Annotated in this window: 7 protein-coding genes and 1 tRNA gene; 5 read left to right on the top strand and 3 right to left on the bottom strand. The window is 57.0% G+C overall.

Annotated elements, in window-relative coordinates; all coding sequences use genetic code 11:
* Positions 1-69 precede the first annotated feature (69 nt).
* From IEW73_RS07870 to IEW73_RS07860, 3 genes are all read right to left on the bottom strand, one after another.
* The gene (locus tag IEW73_RS07870; protein ID WP_188672454.1) at positions 70-1,518 is read right to left on the bottom strand and encodes a glutamate synthase subunit beta; all 1,449 of its coding nucleotides are present in this window, start codon (positions 1,516-1,518) and stop codon (positions 70-72) included.
* Complete coding sequence (gene gltB, locus IEW73_RS07865) at positions 1,511-6,097, bottom strand: glutamate synthase large subunit (protein WP_188672451.1); 4,587 nt, start codon at positions 6,095-6,097, stop codon at positions 1,511-1,513. Before gltB ends, IEW73_RS07870 begins: the two co-directional genes overlap by 8 nt.
* Before the next feature lie 433 nt (positions 6,098-6,530).
* A tRNA-Leu gene (locus tag IEW73_RS07860) sits at positions 6,531-6,613 on the bottom strand.
* 171 nt (positions 6,614-6,784) lie between these two features.
* Between IEW73_RS07860 and IEW73_RS16655 the strand changes: the two genes are divergently transcribed.
* From IEW73_RS16655 to IEW73_RS07835, 5 genes are all read left to right on the top strand, one after another.
* Complete coding sequence (locus IEW73_RS16655; RefSeq protein ID WP_188672448.1) at positions 6,785-7,843, top strand: FHA domain-containing protein; 1,059 nt, start codon at positions 6,785-6,787, stop codon at positions 7,841-7,843.
* A gap of 158 nt (positions 7,844-8,001) precedes the next feature.
* Positions 8,002-8,466 carry an FHA domain-containing protein FhaB/FipA gene (locus tag IEW73_RS07850; protein WP_188672445.1) on the top strand — a complete coding sequence of 155 codons (465 nt, stop codon included), beginning with the start codon at positions 8,002-8,004 and terminating at the stop codon, positions 8,464-8,466.
* Positions 8,463-9,869 carry a PP2C family protein-serine/threonine phosphatase gene (locus IEW73_RS07845; protein ID WP_188672442.1) on the top strand — a complete coding sequence of 469 codons (1,407 nt, stop codon included), beginning with the start codon at positions 8,463-8,465 and terminating at the stop codon, positions 9,867-9,869. The genes IEW73_RS07850 and IEW73_RS07845 overlap by 4 nt, the downstream gene beginning before the upstream one ends.
* Positions 9,869-11,308 carry an FtsW/RodA/SpoVE family cell cycle protein gene (locus tag IEW73_RS07840; protein WP_188672439.1) on the top strand — a complete coding sequence of 480 codons (1,440 nt, stop codon included), beginning with the start codon at positions 9,869-9,871 and terminating at the stop codon, positions 11,306-11,308. Before IEW73_RS07845 ends, IEW73_RS07840 begins: the two co-directional genes overlap by 1 nt.
* Positions 11,305-12,792, top strand: coding sequence for a peptidoglycan D,D-transpeptidase FtsI family protein (locus IEW73_RS07835; protein ID WP_188672437.1), 1,488 nt, complete (start codon positions 11,305-11,307; stop codon positions 12,790-12,792). Before IEW73_RS07840 ends, IEW73_RS07835 begins: the two co-directional genes overlap by 4 nt.
* The last annotated feature ends 2 nt before the right edge of the window (positions 12,793-12,794 follow it).

Raw genomic sequence — 12,794 nt, 5'->3', positions numbered from 1 at the left:
GCAATTGCCCATAAACAGATATGGCCCTGCACCCCAAGAATCTGGGTGCAGGGCCATATTTAAGATCCGTTACTTCATCGGCATTGACGTTGTTTCCACCGGCGCTGGAAGTGCGGTTGCGCCTTCAAGGAAGACATCCACAGATGACGCACACGCGCGTCCTTCTGCGATCGCCCACACAATGAGGGACTGTCCACGGCCCATGTCACCAGCGACGAAGATTCCAGGAACGCTGGTTCCCCAGTTCGTGTCACGGGCAACATTGCCGCGATCCGTGTAATCCACACCAAGTTTGTCGAGCAAATCCTCGGTTTCAGGACCCACGAACCCCATGGCTAGGAAGACAAGGTCGGCTTCAAGTTCAAAGTCACTGCCTTCGACCTTCTGGAAACGGCCGTTGACCATTTCCACTTCGTGCGCACGAAGCCCAGTGAGCTTGCCGTCTTTCCCGATGAACTCCTCGGTATTGACCGAGTACACGCGATCGCCGCCCTCTTCGTGGGCTGACGACACGCGATAGATCATGGGGTAGGTCGGCCACGGGTTTGCGTCCGGACGCTCTTCCGGGGGCCGTGGCATGATCTCGAACTGGTGAACAACTTCAGCACCCTGGCGAAGGGCTGTTCCAAGACAGTCAGCACCTGTGTCACCACCACCGATGATGACGACTTTCTTGCCCTTTGCCGAGATGCTGGGTTCTTCGAAGTCACCGAACTGAACCCGGTTGGCTAGCGGCAGGTACTCCATTGACTGGTAGATACCTTCGAGTTCGCGACCTGGGATCGGAAGGTCGCGCCCCTTCGTCGCTCCCCCAGCTAGTACAACTGCATCGAAGTCAGAGTGGAGTTGCTCAATAGGAAGGTCAACTCCAACATTGACGCCCGTGCGGAAGATGGTTCCCTCCGCTTCCATCTGGGCGATGCGGCGGTCGATGTGGCGCTTTTCCATCTTGAACTCGGGGATGCCGTAGCGCAGCAGTCCACCGATACGATCGGCACGCTCGAAGACCGTCACTGCGTGTCCTGCACGTGTGAGTTGCTGTGCGGCAGCTAGTCCAGCCGGACCTGATCCGACAACCGCCACGTACTTCCCGGTTGTGCGCCGTGGGTGTACCGGCTCAACCCAGCCCTGATCGAAAGCGTGGTCGATGATCTCAACTTCAACCTGCTTGATCGTGACTGCAGGCTCGTTGATACCGAGGACACATGCGGCTTCACAAGGGGCCGGGCATAGGCGACCGGTGAACTCAGGGAAGTTGTTGGTGGCATGAAGCCGATCAATTGCTTCTTTCCAGCGGTCCTTGTAGACCAAGTCATTCCACTCGGGAATGATGTTGCCCAGAGGGCAACCCTGGTGGCAGAACGGGATACCGCAATCCATGCAGCGCCCTGCCTGCGTTTGCAGAAGGTTCTTGTCGAATGGCTCATATACCTCATGCCAGTCCAGTAGGCGCAACGCAACTGGACGGCGGACGGGAAGTTCCCGGCCGTGCTTGAGGAAGCCTCTTGGATCACCCACGAGCGGCCTCCATGATCGCTTCGTTCACGTCAGTTCCCATCCTCTTGGCGGTTTCGATTGCCTGTAGGACCTTCTTGTAGTCGCGCGGCATGACCCTGACGAAGTGGCCTACTTCTTGTGACCAGTTGTTCAGGATTTGCTTGGCAACCCCGGAGTCGGTGTATTCGTAGTGACGGGAAATGATCCCGTGCAGTGCCTTGACATCATCCGGTTCGAGGTCTTCCACGTCGACCATGTCAGGGTTGACGTTCATTTCGAAGTCCCGATCGGCGTTGTATACGTACGCGACGCCACCAGACATACCGGCACCGAAGTTACGTCCCGTCTTGCCGAGAATGACAGCCTTACCGCCGGTCATGTACTCACATCCGTGGTCACCCACGCCTTCGACAACCGCGGTCGCACCCGAGTTACGGACACAGAAGCGTTCACCGACGATGCCGCGGAGATAAACTTCGCCCTTTGTCGCACCGTAGAGAATGACGTTGCCGCCAATGATGTTGTCTTCTGCGACAAACTCGGCTGGGGCGTGAGGAGTTGGCCGGACAATAATCCGACCACCCGATAGGCCCTTACCGATGTAGTCATTCGAGTCACCGATGAGTTTCAGCGTTATCCCCTTCGGCAAGAATGCGCCGAAGCTGTTGCCCGCTGAGCCTGTCAAAGTCACCGAAATTGTGTCATCGGGCAGGCCGTCGCCGCCGAAGCGCTTCGTCAACTCATGGCCGAGCATGGTTCCGACGGTTCGGTTGACGTTGCTGACCTTGGTATCGATGGTCACAGGTGTGCCGTCGGTCAGTGCAGCCTTCGCCTGTTCGATAAGGGTGTTGTCCAGCGCCTTGTCGAGTCCGTGGTCTTGCACTTCTGTTTGGTGAAGTGCTTGGCCATCGAAGAAGGATTCGGCTTGAACCAGGATGGGGCTGAGATCGAGCTTTGCAGCCTTCCAGTGGTCCAGGGCAGGAGTCAGATCAAGCATCTGAACCTGGCCGACAGCTTCTTCAATGCTGCGGAAGCCGAGTTCCGCAAGATATTCGCGGACCTCTTCTGCGATGTAGCGGAAGTAGTTTTCGACGAATTCTGCTTTTCCGACGAATTTCTTCCGCAACGCTGGGTTCTGCGTAGCAATACCAACAGGGCACGTGTCCAGGTGGCAGACACGCATCATGATGCAGCCAGATACGACCAGTGGTGCGGTTGCGAAACCGTACTCCTCAGCGCCAAGCAACGTCGCGATAATGACGTCGCGGCCCGTCTTCATCTGGCCGTCAACCTGAACAACGATCCGGTCGCGCAGGCCGTTCATGATCAGAGTTTGTTGGGTTTCAGCCAAGCCGAGTTCCCACGGAGCACCAGCGTGCTTCAGTGACGTCAGCGGGGACGCACCTGTTCCACCGTCGTGCCCGGAAATGAGCACTACGTCAGCGTGTGCTTTTGATACACCAGCAGCAATGGTGCCGACACCAATTTCGGACACAAGCTTGACGTGAATACGCGCCTGAGGGTTGGCGTTCTTCAGGTCGTGGATAAGCTGCGCGAGGTCCTCGATAGAGTAGATATCGTGGTGCGGAGGCGGCGAAATGAGGCCCACACCAGGAGTTGAGTGTCGTACTTCAGCGACCCAAGGGTAGACCTTGTGCCCTGGCAGCTGACCACCTTCACCTGGCTTAGCGCCTTGCGCCATCTTGATCTGAATGTCGGTGCAGTTGCTGAGGTAGTGCGATGTGACACCGAAACGCCCAGATGCAACCTGCTTGATGGCTGAACGACGCCAGTCACCATTCTCCTCAGGTTCAAAGCGGCTGATGTCTTCGCCACCCTCACCGGAGTTGGAGCGGCCACCGAGTCGGTTCATCGCGATGGCGAGGGTTTCATGCGCCTCAGCGGAAATGGAGCCGTAGCTCATCGCGCCGGTCGAGAACCTCTTGACGATCGATTCGACTGATTCAACCTCGTCGATGGGTACCGGTTGGCGGATACCATCACGGAACTTGAACAGGCCGCGGAGCGATGCGAGACGCGCAGATTGATCGTCAACAAGCTGCGTGTATTCCTTGAAGACCTTGTACTGGCCGGTGCGTGTAGCGTGCTGAAGTTTGAATACCGTTTCTGGGTTAAAGAGGTGGTATTCGCCTTCGCGCCGCCACTGGTACTCGCCGCCAATTTCGAGTTCGCGGTGTGCGAGCTCTTCCGGACGATCCAGGTAGGCAATTTCGTGGCGTCGCCGAACGTCATTGGCGATTTCGTCGAGCCCGATTCCTTCGATGGCACAACGTGTGCCGGTGAAGTACTCGTCAAGGGTCTCCTGCGAAACACCGATGCAGTCAAAGAGTTGAGCGCCGGTGTAGGACGACAGCGTGGAAATGCCCATTTTGGACATGACCTTGAGGACACCTTTACCTGCGGCCTTGATGTAGTTAGCCACAGCCTTGTCGAACTCGATACCGCCGAGTTGGCCCCGTTCGACGAGGTCTTCGATGGTTTCGAACGCCATGTAAGGGTTAATTGCAGCTGCGCCGTATCCCACGAGCAATGCCATGTGGTGTACTTCGCGAGCGTCACCGGTTTCGACGATCAGCCCGACCTTGGTGCGCGTCTTCTCACGTACTAGATGGTGGTGAATAGCTGACGTCATCAGCAGTGCGGGGATCGGAGCGTAGTACTCATTCGAGTTACGGTCCGACAGCACGATGATGCGTGCGCCACCTTCGATGGCATCGGATGCTTGGCGACGCATTTCCGCGATTGCCTTGCGCAGGCCTTCGCCACCTTCAGAGACCTTGAATAGACCTGAGATGACAACGGAGCGGAACTCCGGAAGCGTGCCGTCATCGTTCGCGTGGATGAGCTTTGCCAAGTCATCGTTGTCGAGGATCGGCTGCGGGAGCACAATCTGGCGGCATGCGTCAGCGGTCGGGTTGAGGAGATCGCCCTCAGGTCCGATTGTGCCGCCGAGGCTCGTAACGAGTTCTTCTCGAATAGCGTCGAGCGGCGGGTTGGTGACCTGCGCGAACAGCTGCTGGAAGTAGTCGTATAGCAGCCTCGACCGCGAGGACAATACTGCGATCGGGGTGTCGGTACCCATGGAACCGAGCGCCTCAGCGCCGGTCTTGGCCATGGGTGACATGAGGATGTTGACTTCCTCTTGCGTGTACCCAAATACGCGCTGACGCAGAAGCACACGCTTATGCGGCATGTGGACATGAATGCGCTTTGGCAGCTTGTCCAGCGGCAGTAGGCCCTTGTCCAACCATTCCTGGTAAGGGTGTTCCGCAGCGAGTTCAGCCTTGATTTCATCGTCGCTGACGATGCGTCCCTCGTTCGTGTCGACGAGGAACATGCGGCCTGGCTGCAGGCGCATACGCTTGACAACCCGTGCCGGGTCAATGTCGAGTACGCCCACTTCGGACGCCATCACAACAAGACCATCGTCGGTTACCCAAATACGCGATGGGCGCAGACCATTGCGGTCGAGAACAGCGCCTACCAGTGTGCCGTCAGTGAAGCAGACTGATGCAGGACCGTCCCACGGTTCCATCAAGCATGAGTGGTACTGGTAAAACGCCTTGCGGGCTGGGTCCATCGACTCGTGACGTTCCCACGCCTCAGGGATCATCATCAACACTGAGTGCGGCAGACTGCGGCCACCAAGATGGATGAGCTCTAGGACCTCGTCGAACCGGGCTGTATCGGAAGCACCGCGGGTCGCGACCGGGAAGATCTTCTCAAGCGCATCCGCGCCGAAAACATCGCTGTTAATAAGCGCTTCCCGGGCGCGCATCCAGTTTTCGTTGCCGTTTACGGTGTTGATCTCACCGTTGTGTGCGACAAGGCGGAATGGGTGCGCCAACGGCCAGGACGGGAAAGTGTTTGTGGAGAATCGTGAGTGCACGATGCCCAGTGCGCTTTCGACCCGATCATCTTGCAGATCGAGGTAGAGCTCCTTGAGCTGCGGCGTGGTGAGCATGCCCTTGTAGACAATCGTGCGGCACGACAGGCTCGGGAAGTAGACGGTTTCCTGTCCAGGACCGTCCTGCCCGGCACCGCTTGTGCCAAGTTCGTGTTCGGCCCGCTTGCGCAGCACGTAAACGCGACGCTCGAGGTCCATGCCCGTGAGCGAGTTGTCATCAGTGCCAATAAACGGTTGCCAGAAGCTCGGCATGGCATCGCGCGCCATGCGGCCTAGTTCCGAAGCGTCGACAGGCACTTCGCGCCAGCCGAATACCTTCAGGCCTTCTTCGCCTGCAAGCTTCTCAAAGCCGCTGCGAGCTTTCTTGGCCGACCATGCGCCCTGAGGGAAGAACCCTATGCCCGTGGCGTACGTTCCCGGCTCTGGTAGGTCGAAGTCGACGACTTCACGGTAAAAACGGTCAGGAACCTGAATGAGGATGCCGGCACCATCACCACTGTTGGGTTCTGAGCCTGCAGCTCCTCGGTGTTCGAGGTTAAGCAGCGCTGTGATCGCCTTTTCGACGATGTCGCGACTGCGCCGACCATGCATGTCGACGACGAAGGCCACACCACACGAGTCATGCTCGTGAGCGGGGTCGTATAGGCCATTCCGGCCGGGCATCTTCTTCATAGGTCGCTTTCGCGGCTGGGATACGGGACATCTACCTCGCGCACAAAAATCCTGTAGGACTTAAAGTGCGTGAGCAAAACTGACGATCACGCTACGGTGAGGATGGTCCACTAGCAGTAAGCGTCTAGGGTGACGGTGCATTTTTGCACGGCCATGTACTGAGCTGGTCGCATCGTTGCTTCTCGCTCAAACGTCAACGATACGTCAGATGACCACTGTCAGATCAAGTTAGGGTATCTTCACAAGCTTCTGACCTGCACATATTGCGAGCGCTCATATTTAATTTATGAAATGCCTCACCGAAAACGCGACACAAACAGTCAGACGTTCGGAGGTTGACTCTCGCTAATCGCTTCACAACACATGAGGGCATGAACCCACAGGTTTTTAGTCGTTGGTCGCAGCGATCGGCATCTAACTACGACCAACGCAGTGGGCGAAGGGGGACTTGAACCCCCACGTCCTTACGGACACTGGCACCTGAAGCCAGCGCGTCTGCCATTCCGCCACTCGCCCGAGTAACCGGCACAGAGTAGCACGGATCACCCATGAACGATAAACAGCAGGTCACGATCGGGCCATAGTGTGTCACGTCTCGGCCAAGAGCCTCGTTTGCCCTCCCTAATGCCGTACACGAACCTCTACGATTGAGTGAAACGTAGGCATGTGCTTTGAAGGGAGGTCTCGGTGGGATTGCTCGACCGTTTTGAACGCAAACTCGAAGAGGCCGTCGGCGATGCCTTCGCTCGACTATTTCGTAGCGAAATTGTCCCGCAGGAAATTCAGGCAGCATTACAACGCGCCGCAGGAGATGGCCTCAAGTTCCTTGATGGCGGCTACGCGCTGGCACCAAACTATTACGTCGTCACAATCGGAGCATCTGATCACGAGCGGCTCACTAGTGACCAGGACCTCACCGAACGCGTTTTCGCACGCCATCTCGGTGAGTACATCACTGAGCAGGGCTGGCAAACCTGCGCCGGTGTTCGCGTGCGATTTGAAATGTCCGACGATATGTACACCGGGCAGTTCCGCGCGACAGGTAGCAGCGATCCCGATGTCGACCGTTCATCTACCAGTAGTTCGGTGTGGCCAATGCCGGGGTCGCCGAACCACGACAATTCACCGAACCACGCTGATTCACCGTACGACGCCGACGCTCCCGCAAATGAAGTGCAGCAACAATCAGGAGAAGAATCTATGACGCCTCAAAGTGACGTCGTCCGTAACTTTGGTCGACAATTGTTTGGTTCGCGTCGCGCCCGCCCGCACGACAGTGCAGGCTATCCGTCCCCTCGAAGGACGACCGGCGCATCGGCTCACAACCCAAACAATTACTACGAACCCGACCACGGTGACGCGACTTACGATGATGCTGACTTCGCTGAGGAAACGTACTTCGACCAAACCGCAATTCAGCAACCCCCACGTCACCGGCCAAGCACCTGGGCTCACCAACCACTGACTGCCGTCCTCGAACTTAGCGACGGCAGCGGTCGGACACTGACGCTTCGCCCAGGCGCAACGGTGATTGGTCGTGGCCAAGAAGCACAGTTCAGAGTGCCCGATACCGGTGTTTCACGTCGTCATGCCGAAATTCGGTGGGACGGCCAACTCGCCCTTGTATCTGACTTAAAGTCCACAAACGGGACCACTGTCAACGGATCTCCCATCACCGTCTGGCAACTCGCGGACGGCGACGTAATTCGTGTCGGACACTCCGAAATAATCGTACGTATCAGCTGATACAAGCGTCTCACCTCCGCGCTCGACTGTTCTGTGGACAATGGGACATACGAATCACTGCCACCAACGCGGTGTGATTGCACTGTGTCGTCGGTAAAGTGAGCGACAGCGAGGCTTTTGCACACGAACAATGAACTGCTGAGAGGAGGTGTGTGCTCATGCAGGGTCTTATCCTGCAACTAACACGGGGCGGCTTCCTGCTTCTCCTGGTGCTTTTTGTCCTCGCTGTAATGCGGGTTTTGCGCGCCGACATTTATGCCGGTGCTGGTCTTCGAGCGCCAAGTCGGCCGCCACGACAAAAGCGGTCACGGGGATTGCTGGGAAGAAGCAAAGTTGCCCACACATTAGTTGTCACCCACGGAGCACTTGCGGGAACGCGCATCACTCTCGACCAGAACCCCATCTTGATCGGACGCGCTGACGACTCCACTCTCGTCCTCACCGATGACTACGCCTCCAATAGGCATGCGCGAATATCGCCGCGGGGTAGTGATTGGTATCTGGAGGATCTTGGCTCGACGAATGGAACCTACCTCGATCGTGCAAAAGTGACCACGCCCGTCAGAGTCCCGCTCGGCACACCGATCCGTGTGGGCAAAACCGCAATTGAGCTGAGACCGTGACCCTAGTCCTCCGATACGCGGCCCGGAGTGACCGGGGGCTTGTCCGCGCCAACAACGAAGACTCCGTTTATGCAGGTGCGCGACTTCTCGCTCTCGCTGACGGTATGGGAGGACACGCAGCCGGCGAAATTGCGTCCCAGCTGATCATTTCAACGCTCGCCCATCTCGATGAGGATGAACCCGGCGGCGACCTCATCGGGAAGCTCGCAGCAGCGACTCGGGCAGGCAATGAAACGATCGCACAGCAGGTTGAGGAAGAGCCCGAGCTTGAAGGCATGGGCACCACGCTGACCGCGATACTTTTTGGTGGTTCAAAACTCGGTTTGGTGCACGTCGGAGACTCGCGTGCGTACCTCATGCGCGATGGTTCGCTAACGCAGATAACCCGCGATGACACCTACGTTCAATCACTTGTTGACGCCGGAAAACTCTCGGCTGACGAGGCACATAGCCACCCACAACGGTCGCTCATCATGCGCGCCCTTACAGGCAACGATGTTGAACTCACTCTCACAGTGCGTGAAGTTCGGGTGGGCGATCGATACCTGTTGTGCTCCGACGGCTTATCGGACGTTGTGAGCGAAGAAACTATCGCCAACACCCTTAGCGAAGGGGATCAGAATAAGGCAGCCGATCGCCTCATCGAGCTAGCGCTCCGCAGCGGTGGTCCAGACAACGTGACAGTCATCGTCGCCGACGTTATTGACGTTGACTACGGACAAAGCCGTCCGATTCTGGCGGGTGCAGTGTCCGGAAAAAATGAGGACACTCCCCTCCCTAATACCTCGGCAGGACGCGCAGCAGCGATGCGTCCGCCAAAAGCGGAACCACGCCGTGTCACAGTTACGGAAAGCTCGACCCCCAATGGCACGCAACCAAAAAGGTCGAACCGTCTTTGGCGTTGGGTTTCCCTAGCGGCCGTCCTCATACTGCTGGTCACTGGCGTTATTGTCGCCCGCACAGTTATTCGTTCCAACTTTTATGTCGGCGAATCCGACGAGCACGTCGCTATCATGCGGGGAGTGTCAGGTTCGTTTCTAGGAATTCCGCTCCAGGAAGTGGACACTCTCGGATGTGTGGACAGCGAGGGTGACATCACGCATGTCTCCCCTGGCGAATCTGCTCCGCCCGGAGTTGACTGCTCGATTCTTACGCTGAATGACCTCGTTCCATCAGCGCGTGAGCAGGTACGTATCGGGCTGCCGGCCGGAAAACGTGACGAAGCTGAACAGCAACTTAACCAGTTGCTGAGCAACGAATTGCTACCGCTGTGCCAAGCACCGACAGCGCCCACGGGGCCAAGTGTCGACGACGAAACAGAAACAGACGAAGAAAGCACCATAGGCCTGCCGGAACTTAGCCAATTGCAGATTCCAGGTTCAACGTGTAGGACCAGTAGTTGATGGGTACTTCTGAGACGAATTCGCCCGACAGCGGCGTAATTGACCGGCGTAGCCGCGACAGTCGGAACGCCGAACTCGGATTGCTCATCCTTGCCGCGTCGATCGTGGCGGTAGCGTTCATTTTGGTTCAGGCAAGTATGGAGCAGTCGGTCACCATCGACTTCTTCAAATACGGCGCTGCATACTTAGTACTTCTCGGTATCGCACATACAGCAGTTCGCATTTTTGTTCCCTACGCCGATCCTGTTATTTTGCCAATCGTTGCGCTGTTGAATGGGTTGGGTTTGGTGTTGATACACCGGCTTGATCTCGCTGAACAGCAGGCTGCGCGCATGGCAGGAATCCCGGTACCTGCGCCAGATGCCGCAAAACAAATCCTGTGGACGACGGTAAGTATCATCGTCTTCATTTCGGTGCTATTCCTGCTGCGAGATCACCGTCGGCTTGCCCGATATAGCTACACCGTGGGGCTTTTCGGTCTTGTTTTCCTTGCGCTTCCAGCTTTTCTACCAGCGAGCATCTCTGAAGTTAATGGCGCCAAAATTTGGATCCGATTGCCGTTCATTAGCATCCAGCCCGCAGAGTTTTCCAAGATCCTGCTCATAATTTTCATCTGCAGCCTGCTCGTTGCCAAGCGTGAACTATTCACCACTGCTGGGAAGCACGTTCTGGGGATGGATTTTCCGCGACTGCGAGACCTCGCACCAGTTGTCGCGGCGGCAGGAATAGCGCTCGCGATCCTTGTCTTTCAAACAGACCTCGGTATGTCGCTCCTGTTGTACTCAACAGTCCTGGTCCTCATGTATATCGCGACTGAACGCGTCGGCTGGGTAGTCATTGGTGCGGCCATCTTCATGGTGGGGGCTACCTGCGCATATTTCCTTTTCGGACACGTCAGGATTCGTGTCCACACCTGGCTAGATCCCTTCGACGACTACTTCTCTACCGGCTTTCAAATTTCGAACTCACTGTTCGGCCTGGCAACTGGTGGACTAGCGGGAACTGGACTCGGAAGCGGACGACCGGACTCAGTGCCGTTCGCAAAAACTGATTTCATCGTCGCCACGATCGGCGAGGAACTCGGGCTCATCGGAGTCACCGCTGTATTGCTGATGTACTTGATCATTTCTATTCGAGGTTTCCGTGCGGCCATCGCTGTTCGAGACAGCTTTGGCAAACTCCTTGCCGCCGGTCTCTCGTTCATTTTGGCGGTGCAGGTTTTTGTTGTCGTTGGTGGCGTCACCAAACTAATACCGCTCACGGGGCTGACCACACCATTCTTGTCGTACGGAGGTTCGTCCCTGCTCGCCAACTACATTCTGGTTGCCATTTTGTTGCTCATTTCCCATTCAGCACGAGCACCACACAGTGAAACCAAGAAAAAGGCCACTCCTCCCCCACTAGCTGATGCACCGACAGCGATGGTGAAGAAGCTATGAACACCCCACTCAAGCGCGCGGCTCTAGCGGTAATGGTGATGGTCGCTCTACTCATCGGCAACGCCGCGTATGTTCAGGTTTTTAAGGCTGACGAACTACGAGCTAACCCGTTCAATTCGCGGGTGTTGCTCGACGAGTTCGCGCGCCATCGGGGACAAATCTCCGCGGCCGGACAGGTACTGGCATCGTCCATACCCATTGATTCTCGCTTCCGCTATCAGCGGACATATCCGGCGCAACCCGGTAATCCGAATAGTCCAGAAGCATTTGCCCCAATTACCGGGTTCTACTCGATGCAGTTCAGAACGTCTGGACTTGAGAATGCAGAAGATTCCATTCTCAATGGATCGGACGATCAACTCTTCGGCAGAAGATTGCTCGACTTGATCACGGGCCGTGATCCACGCGGCGGGAACGTCGTAACAACACTTCAACCGTTCGTACAGCAGGTGGCGTACGACGAACTGGCTAGTCGTGGTTACGCCGGCTCGGTTGTCGCGATCGAGCCATCGACTGGCGAAATTTTAGCCATGGCTAGCGCGCCAAGCTACGACCCGAATCCGCTCGCTAACCATGACTCAAGCATCAGCCAAGGGGCGTGGGACGAACTACAGGCGGATCCCCGAAACCCGATGCTCAATCGTGCGGCGCAGAGCACGTATCCGCCCGGGTCGACGTTCAAAGTCGTTTCGACCGCTGCCGCACTTGCTTCAGGAGTGACGCCGAACGATCAGTTCACCGCCGCCGCGCAGTACACGCTTCCCGGCACAAACACGACATTGCAAAACTACGGCGGTGCCACCTGCGGCGGTGGCGCGTCCACGACACTGTTTAACGCCTTCCGCTTGTCCTGCAACACTGCTTTCGTCGAAATGGGAATCGCAACAGGAACTTCGGCGTTGAAGGACACCGCTTCTGCTTTCGGTATCGACAGCGGCGAGTGGGATATACCCCTGCGGGTCGCTCCCTCCACAGTGGGAGAAATTGACGATTCAGCAGCGCTCGGCCAATCAAGCATTGGTCAACGCGACGTAGCGCTTACACCGCTACAGAATGCTGTTATTGCAGCAACAGTGGCAAACGGCGGCATGCGGTTGGAACCGCAACTGGTGCATCAATTGCAGGGTCCCAACTTGTCAGTATTGTCCTCAGCGCAACCCACCGAAGTGCAGCGTGCGATTTCCCCAGCAATAGCTGAGACACTGACGCAAATGATGATTGCATCAGAGCTCAATACAACAGGTGCCGGTGCGGTGCCAGGGGTACAGATCGCATCAAAAACCGGAACAGCCGAACACGGCACTGACCCTCGGAACACACCACCACACGCCTGGTACATTGCCTTCGCGCCCGCTGAGAATCCGCGGGTAGCAGTTGCTGTCATAGTGGAGGACGGTGGCGATAGATCACTGGCCGCTACCGGTGGCTCTGTGGCGGCGCCAATCGGACGGGCTGTGATACGGGCCGCGTTGCAGGGGGGCTAAGC

This window comes from Hoyosella rhizosphaerae (genome assembly GCF_014643175.1).
In the GTDB taxonomy this organism is placed as follows: Bacteria; Actinomycetota; Actinomycetes; order Mycobacteriales; family Mycobacteriaceae; genus Lolliginicoccus; species Lolliginicoccus rhizosphaerae.
Note: the sequence above shows the minus strand (reverse complement) of the source record. Positions and strands in the feature narration are given on the sequence as shown.